The organism is Clostridium sp. CCUG 7971 (genome assembly GCF_017590215.1).
GTDB lineage: Bacteria > Bacillota > Clostridia > Peptostreptococcales > Peptostreptococcaceae > Faecalimicrobium.
The window spans coordinates 1-19,424 of record NZ_JAFFPK010000045.1 but is presented as its reverse complement, the minus strand read 5'-3'; the positions used below and the strand labels follow the sequence as shown (position 1 = coordinate 19,424).

Below are 19,424 nucleotides of genomic sequence, written 5' to 3'. Positions count from 1 at the left end.
CCTATTTAGATGCATTCTCTCTAAATAATTTAACAGTAGTTGGTATATCCTCACTATTAAATATAGCTGAACCTGCAACTATTATATTTGCTCCTGCTTTGACTACCTTATCTACATTACTAGGTTTTATTCCACCATCAACCTGTATATCAATATTTAATCCTTTACTATCTATAAGCTCTTTTAATTCCTCTATTTTAGGTATCATACCTTCTATAAATGATTGCCCTCCAAACCCTGGATTAACTGTCATTATAAGTACCATATCTACCTCAGATAATACATGTTTTATTGATTCTATCGAAGTAGCAGGGTTTAGGGCAACCCCTGCTTTTATACCATAAGATTTTATATTTTGTATAGTTCTATGTAGGTGAGTACATGCTTCTTGATGAACAACTATTAAATCACATCCTGCATCTACAAAGTCTTTTATATAAAGATCTGGATTTTCTATCATAAGATGTGCATCAAATACCATATTTACATCTTTTCTTAGTGATTTTACAATCCCTGGCCCTAAAGTAATATTTGGTACAAAATGGCCATCCATTACATCTATGTGTAAGTACTCACACCCTGCATTTTCTACCTTTTTTACGTCTTCTAATAATCTAGCAAAGTCTGCTGATAATATAGATGGTGCTAATTTAATCATTTTAGTATCTCCTTTTCCCTTGTCTTATTTCATTTAGTAATTGTATATAACTATCATATCTTTGTTTAGATATTTTACCATTTTGGGCAGCCTCTTTTATAGCACAACTAGGCTCATTTTCATGTACACATCTTGAACCAAATCTACAATCATCAAATTCATCAAACTCTATAAAATAATCCTTAAGCTCAGTTTCACTTATATCATCTAAAGTTAATGAACTAAATCCTGGAGTATCAGCAACCATAGCACCACAATCTAACTTTAAAAGTTCTGCATGTCGTGTAGTATGTTTTCCTCTTTTTATTTTGTCACTTACTTCTCCTGTTTGTAATTTAAACTTACTATCTATTTCATTTAGTAAACTAGATTTTCCAACTCCAGATGGACCTGCAAACACGACTACATTTCCACTTAATTCTTCTCTTATTTTATCTATATTTAGCTTAGTTTTATTACTTACAGGTATTACTTTATACCCACTAAGTTCATAGACATTTTTTAATTTATCTAATGTATCATCCTCATCTAAGTCAGCTTTTGTAAGCACTATAACTATCTCTAAATTTTCCTTTTCAGCTAAAACTATAAATCTATCTAATAAGGATAAGTTAGGCTTAGGATTTTTTATAGCAAATACTATAAGAGCCTTATCTACATTAGCGATAGGTGGTCTTACAAGTTCAGTATCCCTTTTATCTATTTCCTCAACTACACCCTTTTTATTCTCTTCATCAACTACACTTATACTAACTCTATCTCCAACTAAAGGTGTGATTTTTTCTTTTCTAAATATACCTCTAGCTCTACATTCATAAAGCCCATTTTCTGTATCTACGTAGTAAAATCCCCCTATTCCTTTTATAATTTTTCCATTTATCATTTATTTCCTCCTTAAATTCTAACTCATATCAATATTGTATCCTATTTTTATATAATATCATAATAAGCTTAAAATTTATTACTATTTATTTCTATTAATTATAATAAGTTACTTTTATAGTATATAGCTTTCTCCAAATAAAAGTTTTACTTTAACCAAATTTAATTAATAATATAAAAAAGCTCAACCTATTAAGTTGAGCTTTTTTTTATATTATTCTTGTGATTCTGTGCTTACCTCTGGTGCTTCATTAGAACTATCTCCACTGCCTGTTCCAGGAGTCTCTGTCCCTGATCCAGTATTTCCTCCAGCGTTTCCTTCACCAGTTGATCCGCTTCCGTTATTACCTCCTGGAGTTGTTGACCCATTTGATCCATTACCATTTCCATTTCCATTAGGTTTTGATCCATGACCATTTCCGTTAGGTTTTGAACTTGATCCATTATTATTCCCTCCAGAGTGAGATCCTCCGTTTGAGTTTCCTGTTCCTTCACTGGGATTGGTAGGTTGTTGAGTTGTATTGTCTTTTTCATCGTCTTCTTTTGGAACTTCAGGCTTAACCGCCTCTGGACCTCTACTTACAACAACATCTATCTTATCGCCTTCTTCAATAGTTCCAGCTCCTGATTTAGGGCTTTGTCTTAAAACAACACCTTGTTTAAATTTGTCACTATATTCATAGCTTATATTACCTAATTGTAATTTATTTTCTTTTAATGTATTTTCTGCTTCTCCTAATGTAATTCCTACTATATTAGGTACCTCTGCATTTTTTGATCCTTTACTATATACTATGCTTATAGTATCGCCTTCTTTAACATCACTCTCTGCTACTGGTATTTGAGATATTACATGATCTTTTTCTACATTTGGATCATACTCATCTCTTAACGTTACATTTAAACCTAATCTTTCAAGTTCTCTTTGAGCATCATCTATATGCATATCTTTAAGATTTGGTGCTTTTAAAACTTCTCCATCTTTAGACCCAAGCACTGGACCTAATAATTTAGCAGCAAAAATTACTTGTGAAAGTAAAACTAACACTAAAACTCCGATTAGTACTTTAAGCCTTTTTCTTGTTTTAGGACTTTCTTCTTTTTCTTGTTTTTTTCTTTTCTTTTTTTCTTTTCTGCTTTTTGGCTTTTCTTCTTCAAGCAAATCTTCATCTTCTTCATCTTCATCAAAACCTACAGGTACAACCCTAGGCTTTGTAGATTTTTGCATATCTCTTTCATCAATTTTTTGAGTTGCATAGTTATCATATTCTTTTATAAAATCTAAGTCTATATTTTTTTCTATATAATCTATATCTTCTATTAACTCTTCAGCACTTTGATATCTATCCGAGCTTGACTTTTCAGTTAATTTCTTTATTATAGTTCTAACACTTTGAGGTATGTTTACTTTTTCATCAGGTGTAAATTCTATCTCTTCATTTATATGTTGAAGTGCTATAGATATAGGACTGTCTCCTCTAAAAGGAACTTTTCCTATTAGCATTTCGTATAAAACTATACCTAATGAGTATAAATCTGCATTATTACTTACAAATTTACCTTTTGCTTGTTCAGGAGAAAAATAGTGTACTGATCCTATTATACTCCCAATATTTGTCATAGTAGAGTTAGAAACAGCTTTTGCTATACCAAAATCAGCTACCTTAACTATTCTACCTTCATTAGATATAAGTATATTATGAGGTTTTATATCTCTATGTATAATACCCTTTTTATGTGCTGCACTGAGAGCCATAGCTATCTGCTTAGTTATATCTAGTGCAGTATACTCATCTAAAGTTCCTTCATTTTTTATTATCTCTTTTAGGTTTTGTCCATCAATAAATTCCATTACTATATAATGAACCTTACCATCTTCACCTACATCATACACATTTACTATATTAGGATGAGAGAGGCTTGCCACAGCTTCAGCTTCTCTTTTAAACTTACCTAAAAACTCTTCATCATCTACAAACTCAGGCCTTAGTACTTTAACAGCTACAGTTCTGTTTAGTAATCTATCTTTAGCTTCATAAACAAAGGCCATTCCTCCATCACCAATTTTTCTGATGATTTCATATCTGTTTCCTAAAACAGTTTCTCCCACTTTATCACCATCCTATTTATCTTCTATTAATATAACTGAAACATTATCCTTACCAGAAATATTATTAGCTGTATTTATTAACTCTTCAGTTAAATTCATTATGTCTTCATCTTTTGATATTATCTCTTTTATAACTTCATCATCTACAAATCCTGTCAATCCGTCTGTAGCAAGTAGGATTTTATCTCCTCTATCTATCTCTATCTTAAATATGTCTACTATAACTAGTTCATCTGTGCCCATTGCTCTAGTTATATGATTTCTACGAGGATGGTTTTTAGCTTCACTTTTTGTAATAATATTCGCTTCTATAAGCTCTTGAACTACGGAATGGTCTTTTGTTATTTGGTCAAATTTATTATCTTTTAATAAATAGCATCTACTATCACCTACATTGGCAATATATAAGTTATTTTTATATAATATAGCTGTCGTTAAAGTAGTTCCCATGCCTTCATAATCTACATTTGATATAGATTTTTCATGTATAATGGAATTCACATTATTGTAAGCTTGTTTAACTATATCATCCACATAATCTATTTTTATGTTTGTACTTTGTAATAAATTCTCTTTAAAAAAACAAATTATATTTTCAACAGCTAATTTACTTGCAACTTCACCTTTTTTATGGCCACCCATCCCATCAGCTAACGCAAATATTCCTATAGATCCATAATCTGTATCTATAATTTCCCCCTTACAGTAATCTTCATTATTTTTTCTCACTTTTCCTATATGGGAGGCACAACTATAAATCATACAACTTCCCCCTTAAAGCTACTTATGCTTTCTTCTTAATTGTCCACAGGCTCCACCTATATCAGAGCCCATAGAAATTCTAACAGTAGCTGGTATATTATTTTTTTCTAGGATATCCCTAAACTTATAAATATAAGCTTTATTTGGTCTTTCAAAATCTCTTTCTTCCACGTTGTTTATTGGTATTAAGTTAACATGGCATAACATTCCTTTTAATAATTTTACAAGGGCTAATGCTTCTTGTTCTGAATCGTTAACTCCTTTTATTAATGAATATTCTAATGTAACTCTTCTATTAGTCTGTTGTATATAATACTTACATGCATCTAATATATCTTTTATAGAATAGGCTTTAGCCACTGGCATAATTTCTATCCTTTTTTCATCATATGGAGAATGAAGAGATAAGGCTAAATTTATAGGCAAACCTAAATCTGCTAATTCTCTCATTTTAGGGGCTATTCCACAAGTTGATAGTGTTATATGTCTATATCCAATATTTAGACCATTCTCATCATTTACTATTTTTAAAAACTGTTTAGTATTTTCAAAATTATCTAATGGTTCTCCGCTTCCCATTAAAACAAGATTTGATACTCTTTTACCCGTATCTTCTTGTATTTTTAATATTTGATCTAGTATTTCCCATGGTTCTAAGTTTCTAAGTAAACCATCTATTGTGGACGCACAGAATTTGCATCCCATTCTACATCCTACTTGATTTGAAATGCATACTGTAACTCTGTCTTCATAATCCATCATTACAGTTTCGATTATATTTCCATCATTTAATAAGAATAAATATTTTTTCGTTTTATCAACTTTTGATTCTAACTTTAATTCAACTTCTATATTACCAATGTATGATACCTCATCAAGCTTTTCTCTTAAGCTCTTAGGAATATTATTCATATCATCAAAACTTTTAGCTCCTTTATATATCCATGAAAAAATCTGACTACCTCTAAATGGCTTTTCACCTATAGTTTTCATAAATTCTTTCATTTCTAACTCTGTAAAGTTTTTTAATGCCGTCTTTTTCTGATTCATATTATCACTACCTTACTTTCTTTAATTTTGCTATAAAGAAACCATCCATACCATGAATATTTGGATATATTTTTAAATATCCTTTATCTTGATTATCTAAATCTATATTTATTTCATCAATTGGTACTAATTCAAAATTTTCATTTTCCTTTAAAAATTCATTAACTACATCAATATTTTCGCTATCTTGAATTGTACATGTACTATAAACTAATATTCCATTAACTTTTACATACTTTGATGCATTTTCTAAAATTGTCTTTTGTATTGATGGTAAATCTTTAAGTTCCGCCTTAGTTTTAAATTTTATTTCAGGCTTTCTTCTTATTATACCCAATCCAGAACAAGGAACATCAGCTAATACATAATCATATTTTTCTATACTTTCTACATCTAATTTAGATGCATCGTAACTTCCGATTTCTATATTTTCAAGACCTAACCTTTTTACTGTATTATCTATAAGTTTTAACTTATGTTCAAATACATCTCTTGCTACTACTTTACCAGTGTTATTCATAAGTGTTGCTAAGTGAGTAGATTTCCCTCCTGGTGCACTACATACATCTAATACTAAAGAATTTTCCTTAGGATTAATTACTTTTCCTACTAGCATAGAACTAATATCTTGTATTGTAAATAAGCCTTCTTTAAATAACTCATTATTTTCTATATTTTTAAGATTTTCCACCTTTATAGCTTCTTCTACATGAGTAACTTTATAAGCTTTTATATCCATTTCCTTTAGCTTATTTAAAAGCTCATCTCGATTAGTTTTAAGCATATTCACTCTTAAATAAATACTTGGCCTTTCACTATTAGCTTCTAGTAAATCTTCTGTAAATTCCTTAGAGAAGCTATTCATCCAATTTTTTATCATCCATGGACTATATGAGTATTTTGTAGATAAGTCCATTATTTCACTACCTGTATCTACCTTTAACACTTCTTCTTTATTTCTTATTATATTTCTAAGAATTGCATTTACAAATCCAGATGATCTTTTATCATATTTTTTTACTAAATTTACAGTTTCATTTACAAGCGCATAATCTGATATGCCATCTAAAAACGCGATTTGATAAATTCCCATCCTTAGCAATATTTTAACATAAGTTGATAATTTTTGCGTCTTAATCTTTGAAAGTTTATCGATTATATAATCTAAATAATACTTATTTTCTACCACTCCATATATAAGTTCTGTGGCAAAACCTCTATCTTGGTTACTTAAACTTAAATTTTTAAAGTGCTTGTTTATTGCTATATTAGAATAATTGTTATTTTCTTCTATATCACAAAGCACCTTAAATGCTATTTCTCTTGCGTTCATATAAATTTCTCCTTAAGTTATATACAAATTTACTTCGTTAAAACCACTTCATATCGCCAATGACCTTTAAAGTCCGGTCCATTACTTAAATAGAAAAAGTCCTAGAAATACTAGGACAATCTCCTTTAATCATTGTTTCTATTTGCTATTGCTAATAATCTTAAAAGTTGAAGCACCGATGTTAATGCTGCTGCAACATAAGTTAAAGCTGCTGCTGTAAGAACTTCTCTACTTTGATTTTTTTCTCTTCCCTCAACAAGTCCTAAGTTTGCAAGTTGAACTACCGCTCTATTTGAAGCATTAAATTCTACTGGTAAAGTTACTAGTTGGAATAATACTGACGCAGCGAATAATAATATCCCAATTTGTAAAAATGGGCCTCTCATAATAAATCCTAAAGCTATTAAAAGCCATGATATATTTGATGAAAAGTTTACTACTGGAACTAATGCGCTTCTAAAGTTAAGTGGTATATATCCTTTTGCATGTTGGATTGCATGACCACACTCATGTGCTGCAACTGAAACTGAAGTAATTGAAGTACCATAGTATATATCTTGTGATAATCTTACTACATTTCTTCTTGGGTCATAGTGATCACTTAAATGTCCTCTAACCATTTCTATGCTAACATTATATAATCCATTTGAATCTAATATTTTTCTTGCCACTTGCTCTCCGCTATATCCTCTTTGAGCATTTACTCTTAAGTATTTACTTGTTGTTGAGCTCACCTTAAATTGAGCATACATTGTAAATAATATAGCAGGAATTAATATAATCATTGTTGGATCAAGAATTCCATAACCATATCCATAGTATCCAGGCATATAAAATACACTCCTATCATTAATTTTTATTTATGAAAAAGTTTATAGCTCTTTCAACTTCACTTATATCTATAGTTGTATCTACACAAGGTCCATTAGGTCTTTTATTAAATACCCCAAGTACTGGTATACCTTTAACATCTTGAACTCCTGATGTTAAATCTCTTTCACAAGCAACTGCTATAACTGCTTTAGGTTTATTTTCTATTATAATTTTTCTAGCTAAAGTTCCTCCTGTAGCTACGAATATATTTACATTTGTTTTCTCTTTTAGTTTAACTAAATCTCCTACATTACATAATCCACATTCTGCACAGTTTTCTATTTTAGTTGTTACTTTTAATTTACAACTACTCTTTTGTATACAGTGAGGTATTAGTATAAGTATTTCTTCACTCTTTAAATTATATTTATTACTATATATATAATTGTTATTTAACTTAACAAATACTTTTCTTAGCTCATTTTTAGATACACCTATGCTATTTCCTATAAGTGTTATTACAGGAAATAATAAACTTACTATATTAAAATTAATTTTCATAAAATGCGGACTAACTTTTTTATCTTTAATAACATTATTTGTAATAATTAATGAAAATATTATTATACATACTAATACTACAACTATAATGTTTATTAATACTGAAAAAACATGAGTTAAATTAGATACGAATAAATTTATACCTAATCCTCCAACTATAAGTATTCCTATTAATATACCTACAGTAGTCATATACTTTTTTGCGTCCATAATGTCTTCCACCTAACCTAAAACTATATCGGTTTCTATACTATTTCCTTTTATATATTCTGATACTAAAACTCTTTTCTTTCCTGGCATTTGCATTTCTTCTATTAAAATTACATTGTCGTTGCTTGAAACTCTTATACCCTCTTTATCTACTTTAAGTATTGTTCCAGGTGCTTTTTTACTACTTTCACTTAGAACTTTAGTTTTCCAAACTTTCATAGTAGCATCATTATAAGTTGTATAAGCACTTGGCCATGGATTTACTCCTCTTACAAGATTATGTATTTCTCTTGCACTTTTATTCCAATCAATATTACCTAATGATTTATTCATAATAGGAGCATAAGAAAATTCATCATGATTTTGAGGTATTCTAGGAGCTTCTCCCTTTTCTATTAAATTTATTGTCTCTTTTAAAGTTTTAGCTCCAATTTCCATCATTTTATCATGAAGTTCTCCAGCTGTTATTTCATCATCAAGATCAAATTCAGATGTTAATATCATATCTCCTGTATCTAAGCCTTCATCCATATACATAGTTGTTACACCTGTTTTTTCTTCTCCATTTATTATTACCCAATTTATCGGAGCTGCTCCTCTATACTTTGGTAATAATGAAACATGGACATTTACACATCCAAGTTTTGGAATATCTAAGATTGATTTAGGTAATATCTGACCAAATGCAACTACTACTATTAAGTCTGGACTTAACTCTTTTAATACATTAACAAATTCTTCATCTCTAGCCTTTACTGGTTGATATACATCTATGTTGTATTTTAAGGCTAGTTCTTTTACAGGTGGCATACCTAGTTTTTTACCTCTTCCAACTGGTTTATCCGGCTGAGTTACAACACCTATAATTTCATGTTTTTCATCTATAATTTTTTGTAAACATCCAACTGCAATGTCAGGTGTTCCCATAAATAATATTCTCATTAAATTAACACCTACTACTTTCCTATTTTATCTACAAATAATACTCCATCTAAATGGTCTATTTCATGACAGAAAGCTCTAGCTAATAGCTCTTCACCTTCCATTTCAAATAATCTACCTTGTCTATCAAATGCTCTTACTTTTACATAATATGGTCTTCTAACAGCACCTGACTCACCTACAACACTTAAACATCCTTCGTCATCTACTTGCTCTCCAGATGTCTCTATTATTTCAGGATTTATAAGTTCTATTAATCCATCTCCAATATCTATAACTACAACTCTCTTAAGCATACCAACTTGTGGTGCAGCAAGACCAACACCATCCGCATTATACATAGTATCTGCCATATCATCTAATAATTGTATTATCTTATTATCTATTTGTTCTACCTTTTTTGATTTTTTTCTAAGTACTGGTTCTCCTATTTGAACAATCTCTCTTAATGCCATTTTTCTTTCCTCCTAAGTTTATAATACGCTATTTGGGTTAATATCTATTGATACATTAATTTCTTTATTAAATACTGTATCTCTTTTCGTTATACATATATATTTTATTATACCCTTTAATAAATTAATTTCAATATTATCATCCTTAAATAATATCTGCCATCTGTAATTTTGATTTATTTTAGATATGGAACAAGGATTTGGACCTAATACAAAATCAAAATCATTTATCCCCCTACTTTTAAGTAAGTAAATAATCGAATCATACATATTTTGAGCGTTTTGCTTTACTAATCTTTCATTTTCTCCACTTATTACCACACTTACCATATTATTAAATGGTGCATACCCAAAAGCCATTCTAATTTTTATTTCATCTTCATAAAATCCTTCATAATCATAGTTTATAGCTCGTCTTATTGCATAGTGGTCTGTATCATAAGTTTGAAGTATTACCTTTCCTTCTTTGTCAGATCTGCCTGCACGTCCTGAAACTTGAGTAACTAATTGGAATGTTGTTTCAAAACTTTTAAAATCAGGGAAATTTAAAATCATATCAGCAGATAAAATTCCAACTAAAGTAACATTATCAAAATCTAATCCTTTACTAAGCATCTGTGTTCCTATTAATACTTCAGCTTCCTTATTTTTAAATTTATTTAAAATTTCTTCTAAAGAACCTTTTTTTGATGTTGTATCTTTATCCATTCTTAATACTTTGATATCTTCAAATATACTGTTTAATTCTTCTTCAATCTTTTGCGTCCCTATACCAAAAGGTTTTACATAGTTACTACCACATTCAGGGCACTCTTTTGGTATTTCTTTTTCGTACCCACAGTAATGACATCTTCCACTATTGCTTCTTTTGTGATAAGTAAGAGATATATCACAGTTTTCACACTGAAATACATATCCACATTTTCTACAAGATACAAAACTTGCATATCCTCTTCTATTTAAAAATAGTATTACCTGATTTTTATTTTTAATTGCTTCTTCTATTTCTCCTTGAAGCCTATTACTAAATATGCTTTTATTTCCGTTATTTAGCTCAGACTTCATATCTACAACTTCAATTTTAGGAAGAGGCTTTTTATTTGCTCTTTGCTTTATTTCAATAAGTTCATACTCACCATTTTTTGCTTTATAATATTCTTCAACTGAAGGCGTCGCTGATCCTAAAACTAAAGATACATCATTTTTCATAGCCATATATCTTGCTACTTCTATTGCACTAAATTTAGGGTTCTTTTCTGATTTATATGATGATTCATGAAACTCATCTATTATAATAACGCCTAAGCTATTAAATGGTGCAAATAACGCCGACCTTGCGCCTATTAGAATTCTTACTTTTCCAGATTTTATAGCTTTATATACATCATGCTTTTGACCTTCTGATAACTGACTATGAAATACTCCTACAATATCACCAAATCTATTTTTAAATCTAGATATTGTTTGTGGAGTAAGTGCTATTTCAGGAACTAATACAATACTATCTAATCCTTGGTTTAGTGCATAATCTATAATTTCCATATATACTTCCGTCTTACCACTGCCAGTAACACCTTTTAATATATATGGTTTTTTATTTTCATCAAACATTTCTGATGTTACCTTGTTTATTGCATGGGCTTGTTCATCATTAAGTATTATCTCTTTATTTACCGATTTATATATTTCGTCTGGATTTCTATAATAATCTTTTAATTCTAATGTAATTAAATTTTTATCATGTAAAGAATTTATACTTTGTTTTGATGTTTTTAAGATTTCAACCAAATCATTTATTTCAACATTATCATTATTTTTTAAGAATTTTATTATTTCTTTTTGCTTGCTTCCTAAATTTATTTTATTTGTTTTTATAAATTCATCTATTTCATTACTTTCAATAGCTAATGATATATAGCATATCTTTTTTTCATTTTTATGATTTTTATATTCCCAACTTAACTTAACTATATTTTTCTTACTCATTCTATCTAATAAACTATTTATATTTTGTATATATTTTAACTTTTCAACCTTAACTTTACCTTTACTTCTTAAAATCTCATCTACTACTTTACTTTGATTTTCATTTAATGTTTCTAGAACTTTTTGAAATTGAATGTTACTTAAACTTAAAAGTTTATCACTTAAACTTACAACTTTATAGTTATTAAGCTTATACCCCTTTGGATATATTAAGTTTATACAATCTATATATGTACATAAGTATCTGTTTTTCATCCAATTTACTAATTCTAAATCTTCTACCCTAAATATAGGATTTTCATCTAATAAATCTATAACTTCTTTAGCTTTTATTTTTTCATCTATATCATCTGTAAGTTCAAATACAAAGGCTTCCGTTGGCTTATTTCCCTTTCCAAATGGAACTAAGATCCTATGACCTATATGTAATTCTTCTATAAAAAAATCCGGAACTTGGTATGTAAATAGGTTGTCTGTATGTATAGTATTACTTCTAACTATGACTTTTGCATATTTTTCCATATTATAACCTCGATTTTTATCATACTGTTATTTATAATTTAAAATTCATTTCTCAAATTTAGTTTCTAAAAATTATATTTTTTCCATAAACCAGATAAAATATAATTTTATTATACTTAAAAAATATAAGCATCTATTAAATAGATGCTTATCTTTCAAGTAGTAATTTAACTTTATCTAAAATAACGTTAGCTACTTCTTCTTTTTTCATTTTTGGGTATTCAGTAATGTTTCCATCCTTATCTACGATCTTTACTATGTTAGTGTCAACTCCAAATCCTGCACCTTCTTTAGTTAAATCATTTGCTACTATAAAATCAAAGTTTTTCTTTTTAATTTTACCTTTAGCGTTTTCTATAAGGTCATTAGTTTCTGCTGCAAATCCAACTAATACTTTATCATTTTTAACTTTACCTATTTCATAAGCAATGTCTTTATTTCTATCTAATTCTATAAATAAGTCATCATTAGTTTTCTTTATTTTTTTATTAGAATAGTTTTTAGGCTTATAATCTGCCACAGCTGCACTTTTTATAATTACTTGATTATCATCCATATTATTTATAACTGCATCATACATTTCTTGAGCTGTTTCTATTCTAATTAATTTTTTAAGATTTTGTGGTGGATTTATATTTGTAGGTCCTGATATTAAAGTTACATCAGCCCCTCTACTTATAGCTTCACTTGCTATTGAATATCCCATCTTTCCACTTGATCTATTTGTTATATATCTTACTGGATCTATACTTTCCATTGTTGGTCCTGCAGTAACTATTATACTTTTACCACTTAAATCTTTTTCTTTTGTAAGTAATTTGACAACTTGATTTACTATATCTTCTGGAGTTGCTAATTTTCCTTTACCAACATCTCCACAAGCAAGTCTACCACTTTCAGGTTCGACGAATTCATACCCTAGTTCTTTTAATATACTTATATTTCTTTGAACTATAGGATTTTCATACATATTAGTATTCATAGCTGGTGCTATTAATATTTTTCCTTTTGTTGCCATAACTGTTGTTGTAAGCATATCATCAGCTATTCCATTTGCCATTTTACCTATTACATTAGCCGTTGCCGGTGCTATTAAAAACACATCCGCAGATTTAGCTAGTGATATATGTTCTACATCCCAAGTTTTCGGCTCCTCAAACATGTCATAAACTACATAATTTTGGCTTAAAGATTGAAATGATAACGGAGTAACAAATTCAGTTGCTGACTTAGTCATTATCACACGTACATTTGCGCCTAATTTTTTTAGTCTACTTACAACATCTAATGCTTTATATACGGCTATTCCGCCACTTACACCAATTACAACAGTCTTGTTTTTAAGCATTTGGATTACTCCTCTATTATATTTTGTCTTTGTTCTGCTTGAGTTTTAGCTTCTTCTATATCTATTTCTTCTTGAGTTAATAATCTATAAGTTATTTCTCCTTCAGCAACTTCTTGAGTAGCTATGCTAACTGGTTTAGTTTCATTTTGTCTATTATAAACATAGATATCTGCACCGTCGATTATTTCTCTAGCTCTTTTTGCAACAGTTCCTACTAAGTAGTATCTATTGTCTATTTTGTTTAATACTTCATTGATTGATGGTTTTAACATATTATAATTCCTCCTTAAACTTTTCTATTATATTATTTTTATATCTAGTAACTTTATTCTTTTCAGCTAATATTATGCTTTCTACTTCTTTTGTTGATTGTTTTACATCTTTATTTACTACAAAGTAGTCATAATTTACTATTTGATTTATTTCTTCAAATGCACAGCTGAATCTTTTATCTATTTCTTCTTTTGTTTCTGTTCCTCTTCCAACTATTCTATTTTTTAGTTCTTCAAGAGATGGAGGAAGTACAAATATAAACACTCCTTCAGGATAAACTTCTTTTATTTGCTTAGCTCCTTGCATTTCTATTTCTAATACAACATCTTGCCCATTTTCTAAGCATTCTATTATAGCTGCTTTTGGAGTACCATAAAAATTATCATAAATTTGAGCATACTCTAAAAACTCACCTTTTCCTATCATATCTGTAAATTTCTCTTTCTCTATAAAGAAATAATTTACTCCATCAACTTCTCCATTTCTTGGTTTCCTCGTTGTTGCTGATACGGATAATTTTATCTGATCATTTTTTTGTAATAACTCTTTGCATATAGTACCTTTTCCAGCACCTGATGGCCCTGATACAACTAATAATAGCCCTTTTCTCTTAAGCATTAATATCTTCCTTTCTCATTATACAAATGTTTCTCATTTTTATTAGAATCTATGTTATAGTTTTTATTTCTATCTACTCTATATTTTGTATTTGTTCTCTTATTTTTTCTAATTCACTTTTTACTTCAACAACTAAGTTAGTTATATTTAAATCTGATGACTTTGAGCCTATAGTGTTAGTCTCTCTATTCATTTCTTGAATTAAAAAGTCTATTTTTCTTCCTATTGATTCATTTTTTACAACTGTCTTTTTAAGTTGTTCTATATGAGAATTAAATCTAACTATCTCTTCAGTTATACTACTTTTATCTGCGTATATTGCAACCTCTTGAGCTAGTCTATTTTCATCTATTATGCTAGGGTTTTCCAGGATTTCACTTATTCTATTATTTAACTTCTCTTTATAGTCAATAACAACATTATATGAGTACTTTTCAATTTCTTCAATATAATTTTTAAGAAGGTCACATCTCATTGCAATATCTTCTGCTAATTTTTTTCCTTCTTCACTTCTCATTTCTTTTAATTTTACTAAAGCTTCTTCTAATGCTTTTTTAAACATAGACCATAGTAATTCTTCATCTTCTTCTTTTTCTTCACTTTTAACTACATCAGGAAATTTTGCTACATTCATAACACTTATATCATCTACTAAATCAAATTTTTCTTTAATTTGTTTTAATATACCTACATATTGAGTAGCTAGCGTCTCATCAAACTTTAAGTTTACATCTTCACTACCTAGGAAGTCAAGTTTTATGTATAAGTCCACTCTCCCTCTTTTAACGTGATCTTTAATTAAGTTTCTTGCCTTATCTTCTAAAAATGATATCTTTCTTGGAAGGCGAATATTTATATCTGCATATTTATGATTTATAGTTTTACACTCTACTAAAAAATAGTAGTTATCATCTTTATATTCTCCTCTTCCAAAGCCTGTCATACTTACAGCCATCTTATACCTCCAAGTTTCCTTCACATATTTTTACAGCAGGTCCTGTCATATAAACAAAATCTTCTATATCTATCTTTACACATCCACCTTGTGATGTGACATTCACACTTTTATCTACCTTATTTAAATAATTACAAATTACTGCACATGCACTCATTCCTGTTCCGCATCCAAATGTATATCCACATCCTCGTTCCCATGTATGGACATGTATATTTTTATAATCGTTTATTTTAACAAAATTTACATTTGTTTTATTAGGGAATATATTATGATTTTCTATTTCTTTTCCATATTTAAATACTTCTTCTTTATTTAATTTATCGACTAATATTACTACATGGGGTACACCCATTAGTACAAAGTTTATATTGAATTCTTTATCTAAAATTTTAATCTTTTCATTTATAAGTTTATCTTTATTGTTATCTAATAAAATATCATTAGATTTAAAACTATATTTCCCCATATTTACTTTTATAGTTTTATCTTCTGTATTAATCTTTATATTTTTAATACCATCTAATGTTTCTACACTAAACTCTTCTTTAGTAACTATATTATTATCATAAACAAATTTTACAAAACATCTAAGTCCATTTCCACACATTGCAGCTCTTGAGCCATCTGAGTTATAGTATACCATTTCTACATCTGCTCTGTTAGAATTTTTAACAATTAATAAACCATCTGCTCCAACTGAAAATCTTCTATGACATACAAGTCTAGCTAAATTAGAGTAGCTTGAGGATGATTTTTGATCAAATCTTTTGTCTATAGCAATAAAATCATTTCCTATTCCATGCAACTTCCAAAATTTCATAATATCTCCCCTTTTATTTTTAATCTCTAACTTATAATTATACAATATTTCACTTAGAAAAGGAAATTTTATTAAGTTAAAAAATATATTAAATATTCATCCAAAAAGTTGATTAAATAAAGCTGACTATTCACAATATATATATATTATGTAATAATTAGTTTATAACGTACTACGTTTATGAAAGGAGTGATATCATGGCTTTAGATGGTTTAGTTATACATTCTATAGTAGATGAGTTATCATCAAAAATTTTAGGTGGTAAAGTAGATAAAGTTCATCAACCAGAAAATGATGAATTAGTTTTACATATAAGAAACAATAAAGAAAATTTCAAATTAATATTAAGCGCTAGTGCTTCTAATCCTCGGGTATATCTTGCAGAAAATTATAAAAAGGAAAATCCAATAAGCGCACCAATGTTTTGTATGTTATTTAGAAAATATATTCAAAACGGAATCGTCGTCGGAGTATCTCAAATTGGATTCGAAAGAATCATAAAAATTAGCGTTGAATCTTTTGATGAACTAAAAGAAAAAACTACTAAGGATATATATATAGAAATAATGGGAAGACACAGTAATATAATACTTACTCATGCATTAGATAATAAGGTTATAGACTCTGCTAAAAGAATTCCTTTTAGCGTAAGTAGAGTTCGTCAATTATTACCCGGTGTAACTTATGTTTTACCTCCTTCTCAGGATAAACTTAATCCACTTGATAATATACCTAAGGAGAGTTTTGTAACAACTTTAAAGAGCTTTGAAGGAGCCATCTTTAAGTCCGTATACTCTAAATTCTTAGGTATAAGTCCTATTGTTGCTAAGGAAATTTGTTTTAGGGCTAATATAGATGAAAAACTTAATACTACAGATTGTAATGATAGTCAATTTGATTCTCTTTACGGTGAGTTTTCAAATTTATTCAATAATATAAATAATAATAAATATAATCCATGTATTGTTATTAATGAAGATATAGATAAAGTTATAGATTTTAGCTGTATTGATTTAACTTTATTTAAAGAATTATCATTTATAAATGATGAAAGTATGTCTAAAATACTAGAGGATTATTATAGAACTAAAGATATAAAAGATAGAATACATCAACGTTCTTCTGATTTAAGAAAAAGTATATCTATAAAGCTTGATAGACTTTACAATAAGTTACACAAACAAGAAGAAGAGTTAATAGAATCTGAAAATGCAGATATTTTCAAAGTTAAAGGTGAGTTAATAACATCTTATATTTATATGATAGAAAAAGGAATGAAAAATGTTGAAGTTTCTAACTTCTACGACCCTGAGTATAAAGATATAACTATATCCTTAAATAAAAATCTTACTCCTTCTGAAAATGCTCAAAAGTATTTTAAAAAATATAATAAAATGAAAACTGCAAAAAAAGAGCTTGCTCATCAAATAGAAATAAGCCTTGATGAGATTAATTATTTAGAAAATATTATTTTAAGTATAGAAAACTGTGAAAATTTAGCCGAGCTTTTAGATATAAGAGAAGAACTTTCTAGGGTTGGATATCTAAAAATTAAAGGTAAAAATAATAAAAAAGTAAACACTAATAAAGAAACTAAGCTTACTACAAAACCTCATGAATTTATAAGTTCTGATGGATTTAAAATTCTAGTTGGTAAAAATAATAAGCAAAATGACCACCTTACTTTAAAGATTGCAGACAATAATGATATCTGGATGCATACTAAAAATATACCTGGATCTCACGTTATTATAAAAACTGAAGGTAAAGAAGTTAGTGATGAAGCTATATTTGAAGGAGCTATGCTTGCAGCATATTTTAGTAAATCTAAAATGTCATCACAAGTTCCTGTTGATTATACTAAAAAGAAAAATATCAAAAAACCTAATGGAGCAAAACCTGGTATGGTAATTTATGAAACTAATTCTACTGTATATGTTACACCAACAGAAGAATTAGTTGCAAAATTAAAAATAAAAGAATAAAAAATAGCAGCTTGAAATTAATTTTCAAGCTGCTATTTTTTATTCTTTTATAGTTTTTTATCATTAATAATTAACTAGTCTTTACACCTTTCCATACATTTGTATAGTTGAAATTTTCATTGCAGTATGACCAATATCCTTCAAAAACTCTTGCATTAGTTGAAAATATTAATTGTACATTTCCACTATCATATGGGCAAGAATAACTACCAGCTTCATACCATTTCCCTATGAAAACATTACCTATTATTCTTCCTTCCATACTAGCCTTTCCTAGCTTGTACGAGCCTAATGCTACTCCTCCATTTTGAACAAATCTTATATTTCCAATATTTGCATTCCAATCACCGGATATATTTAACGGCTCTGGACCAACAATTCTTATGCCTTCATATATTTTAGTTCTATCTACGTTTCCATCACAATCTAGAAAATATATTTTTGCATTATTTATTGGTATATCAAATTCTATACGTATCTTTCCTTTATCATTTGGACATTCATAAGTAGATCCTTTATTCCATTCACCATCCACTATAAACTTATTTAAGTTATCATCTTTTACAATATCTCCATATAATCTAATAGGGTTTTCACTTAATCCTTCTATATAAGTTCCATCAACTTTTCCATTACCTTCTTCTAAAAGTAATATACCATTATTAACCGACCATGAACCATCTACACTTGTTGATTCTGGTTTAGCAGTTTTTGCGCCTACCCATACTCCTCCTTTCGTTAGATCACAATATGACCAGGTTCCATCAAAACTTTTGCCTGTAATAGAAATTTTTAAATTTAATTCACCTTTAAGATCTGGACATTCATAAGTTGGTGGCTCTGACCAAAATCCTTTAAAATTATATCCATCTATTGTTCCTTCTATTTTTCCATTATCCCACTCATAGCTTCCAGTAACCACATTGCCTTCTTGAAATAACTTCAAAGCTCCCCAATTTGTTGACCAACTACCTGATACATCTAATTTTTCTTCTCTTCTTTTATGGTTATTAATACTATTCAAAGAAGTATATTGCCTTGAAATGTAATCACAAAATATCTTGTTATACCAAACTTCATTCAAATCATTTTTATCTTTTTTCATAGTCATCCCCCGATTATCTTAAATATAATTCAT

The 19,424-nt window shown here is 28.6% G+C and carries 18 protein-coding genes; 1 reads left to right on the top strand and 17 read right to left on the bottom strand.

The features are described from left to right. Window position 1: 1 nt before the first annotated feature. The 16 genes from rpe to dapF form a co-directional block, all read right to left on the bottom strand. Window positions 2-658: a ribulose-phosphate 3-epimerase gene (gene rpe / locus JWF52_RS06635; RefSeq protein ID WP_208332742.1), complete on the bottom strand. Its 657-nt coding sequence runs from the start codon at window positions 656-658 to the stop codon at window positions 2-4. Window position 659: 1 nt separating this feature from the next. Further along, the gene (rsgA, locus tag JWF52_RS06630) at window positions 660-1,541 is read right to left on the bottom strand and encodes a ribosome small subunit-dependent GTPase A (RefSeq protein ID WP_208332740.1); all 882 of its coding nucleotides are present in this window, start codon (window positions 1,539-1,541) and stop codon (window positions 660-662) included. Between the two features lie 213 nt (window positions 1,542-1,754). Then, window positions 1,755-3,650, bottom strand: coding sequence for a Stk1 family PASTA domain-containing Ser/Thr kinase (pknB, locus tag JWF52_RS06625; RefSeq protein ID WP_208332738.1), 1,896 nt, complete (start codon window positions 3,648-3,650; stop codon window positions 1,755-1,757). A gap of 12 nt (window positions 3,651-3,662) precedes the next feature. Then, the gene (locus JWF52_RS06620) at window positions 3,663-4,412 is read right to left on the bottom strand and encodes a Stp1/IreP family PP2C-type Ser/Thr phosphatase (protein ID WP_208332736.1); all 750 of its coding nucleotides are present in this window, start codon (window positions 4,410-4,412) and stop codon (window positions 3,663-3,665) included. An 18-nt stretch (window positions 4,413-4,430) separates the two neighbouring features. Continuing rightward, window positions 4,431-5,462, bottom strand: coding sequence for a dual-specificity RNA methyltransferase RlmN (gene rlmN / locus JWF52_RS06615; RefSeq protein WP_208332734.1), 1,032 nt, complete (start codon window positions 5,460-5,462; stop codon window positions 4,431-4,433). Window positions 5,463-5,469: 7 nt separating this feature from the next. Continuing rightward, window positions 5,470-6,795 (bottom strand): 16S rRNA (cytosine(967)-C(5))-methyltransferase RsmB, encoded by a 1,326-nt coding sequence (gene rsmB, locus JWF52_RS06610; RefSeq protein ID WP_208332732.1) that lies wholly within the window; start codon window positions 6,793-6,795, stop codon window positions 5,470-5,472. 125 nt (window positions 6,796-6,920) lie between these two features. After that, entirely contained in the window at window positions 6,921-7,625 is a 705-nt protein-coding gene (locus JWF52_RS06605) for a zinc metallopeptidase (RefSeq protein ID WP_208332730.1), read from the bottom strand. Window positions 7,626-7,644: 19 nt separating this feature from the next. Beyond that, complete coding sequence (locus JWF52_RS06600) at window positions 7,645-8,379, bottom strand: DUF116 domain-containing protein (RefSeq protein WP_286184034.1); 735 nt, start codon at window positions 8,377-8,379, stop codon at window positions 7,645-7,647. 12 nt (window positions 8,380-8,391) lie between these two features. Further along, window positions 8,392-9,321 (bottom strand): methionyl-tRNA formyltransferase, encoded by a 930-nt coding sequence (gene fmt / locus JWF52_RS06595; RefSeq protein ID WP_208332728.1) that lies wholly within the window; start codon window positions 9,319-9,321, stop codon window positions 8,392-8,394. Window positions 9,322-9,335: 14 nt separating this feature from the next. Then, complete coding sequence (gene def, locus JWF52_RS06590) at window positions 9,336-9,776, bottom strand: peptide deformylase (protein ID WP_208332726.1); 441 nt, start codon at window positions 9,774-9,776, stop codon at window positions 9,336-9,338. A gap of 18 nt (window positions 9,777-9,794) precedes the next feature. Beyond that, window positions 9,795-12,284 (bottom strand): primosomal protein N', encoded by a 2,490-nt coding sequence (gene priA, locus JWF52_RS06585; protein ID WP_208332724.1) that lies wholly within the window; start codon window positions 12,282-12,284, stop codon window positions 9,795-9,797. 148 nt (window positions 12,285-12,432) lie between these two features. Then, complete coding sequence (coaBC, locus tag JWF52_RS06580) at window positions 12,433-13,632, bottom strand: bifunctional phosphopantothenoylcysteine decarboxylase/phosphopantothenate--cysteine ligase CoaBC (protein ID WP_208332722.1); 1,200 nt, start codon at window positions 13,630-13,632, stop codon at window positions 12,433-12,435. Window positions 13,633-13,637: 5 nt separating this feature from the next. Next, a complete protein-coding gene (gene rpoZ, locus JWF52_RS06575) occupies window positions 13,638-13,904 on the bottom strand; it encodes a DNA-directed RNA polymerase subunit omega (RefSeq protein ID WP_208332720.1) in 267 nt (88 codons plus the stop codon). A gap of 1 nt (window position 13,905) precedes the next feature. Beyond that, on the bottom strand, window positions 13,906-14,523 hold the full coding sequence (gmk, locus tag JWF52_RS06570; protein ID WP_208332718.1) for a guanylate kinase: 618 nt from the start codon (window positions 14,521-14,523) through the stop codon (window positions 13,906-13,908). 73 nt (window positions 14,524-14,596) lie between these two features. After that, the gene (locus JWF52_RS06565) at window positions 14,597-15,478 is read right to left on the bottom strand and encodes a YicC/YloC family endoribonuclease (RefSeq protein WP_208332715.1); all 882 of its coding nucleotides are present in this window, start codon (window positions 15,476-15,478) and stop codon (window positions 14,597-14,599) included. Between the two features lies 1 nt (window position 15,479). Further along, complete coding sequence (gene dapF / locus JWF52_RS06560; RefSeq protein ID WP_208332712.1) at window positions 15,480-16,301, bottom strand: diaminopimelate epimerase; 822 nt, start codon at window positions 16,299-16,301, stop codon at window positions 15,480-15,482. A 197-nt stretch (window positions 16,302-16,498) separates the two neighbouring features. Here dapF and JWF52_RS06555 point away from each other — a divergent pair, with 197 nt between their 5' ends. Continuing rightward, complete coding sequence (locus tag JWF52_RS06555) at window positions 16,499-18,286, top strand: Rqc2 family fibronectin-binding protein (protein ID WP_208332710.1); 1,788 nt, start codon at window positions 16,499-16,501, stop codon at window positions 18,284-18,286. A 70-nt stretch (window positions 18,287-18,356) separates the two neighbouring features. Here the strand turns inward: JWF52_RS06555 and JWF52_RS06550 are convergent, their stop codons facing one another. Beyond that, a complete protein-coding gene (locus JWF52_RS06550; protein WP_208332709.1) occupies window positions 18,357-19,391 on the bottom strand; it encodes a hypothetical protein in 1,035 nt (344 codons plus the stop codon). Window positions 19,392-19,424 lie beyond the last annotated feature (33 nt).

What these genes read in the sequence shown, in the direction of transcription:
- gmk (WP_208332718.1), bottom strand. Translation starts at nt 14,523, where the DNA reads ATGCTTAAGAGAAAAGGGCTATTATTAGTTGTATCAGGGCCATCAGGT.
- rpoZ (WP_208332720.1), bottom strand. Translation starts at nt 13,904, where the DNA reads ATGTTAAAACCATCAATCAATGAAGTATTAAACAAAATAGACAATAGA.
- JWF52_RS06620 (WP_208332736.1), bottom strand. Translation starts at nt 4,412, where the DNA reads ATGATTTATAGTTGTGCCTCCCATATAGGAAAAGTGAGAAAAAATAAT.
- JWF52_RS06555 (WP_208332710.1), top strand. Translation starts at nt 16,499, where the DNA reads ATGGCTTTAGATGGTTTAGTTATACATTCTATAGTAGATGAGTTATCA.
- priA (WP_208332724.1), bottom strand. Translation starts at nt 12,284, where the DNA reads ATGGAAAAATATGCAAAAGTCATAGTTAGAAGTAATACTATACATACA.
- rlmN (WP_208332734.1), bottom strand. Translation starts at nt 5,462, where the DNA reads ATGAATCAGAAAAAGACGGCATTAAAAAACTTTACAGAGTTAGAAATG.
- JWF52_RS06565 (WP_208332715.1), bottom strand. Translation starts at nt 15,478, where the DNA reads ATGGCTGTAAGTATGACAGGCTTTGGAAGAGGAGAATATAAAGATGAT.
- rsmB (WP_208332732.1), bottom strand. Translation starts at nt 6,795, where the DNA reads ATGAACGCAAGAGAAATAGCATTTAAGGTGCTTTGTGATATAGAAGAA.
- JWF52_RS06550 (WP_208332709.1), bottom strand. Translation starts at nt 19,391, where the DNA reads ATGAAAAAAGATAAAAATGATTTGAATGAAGTTTGGTATAACAAGATA.
- rpe (WP_208332742.1), bottom strand. Translation starts at nt 658, where the DNA reads ATGATTAAATTAGCACCATCTATATTATCAGCAGACTTTGCTAGATTA.
- def (WP_208332726.1), bottom strand. Translation starts at nt 9,776, where the DNA reads ATGGCATTAAGAGAGATTGTTCAAATAGGAGAACCAGTACTTAGAAAA.
- JWF52_RS06605 (WP_208332730.1), bottom strand. Translation starts at nt 7,625, where the DNA reads ATGCCTGGATACTATGGATATGGTTATGGAATTCTTGATCCAACAATG.
- fmt (WP_208332728.1), bottom strand. Translation starts at nt 9,321, where the DNA reads ATGAGAATATTATTTATGGGAACACCTGACATTGCAGTTGGATGTTTA.
- coaBC (WP_208332722.1), bottom strand. Translation starts at nt 13,632, where the DNA reads ATGCTTAAAAACAAGACTGTTGTAATTGGTGTAAGTGGCGGAATAGCC.
- dapF (WP_208332712.1), bottom strand. Translation starts at nt 16,301, where the DNA reads ATGAAATTTTGGAAGTTGCATGGAATAGGAAATGATTTTATTGCTATA.
- rsgA (WP_208332740.1), bottom strand. Translation starts at nt 1,541, where the DNA reads ATGATAAATGGAAAAATTATAAAAGGAATAGGGGGATTTTACTACGTA.
- JWF52_RS06600 (WP_286184034.1), bottom strand. Translation starts at nt 8,379, where the DNA reads ATGGACGCAAAAAAGTATATGACTACTGTAGGTATATTAATAGGAATA.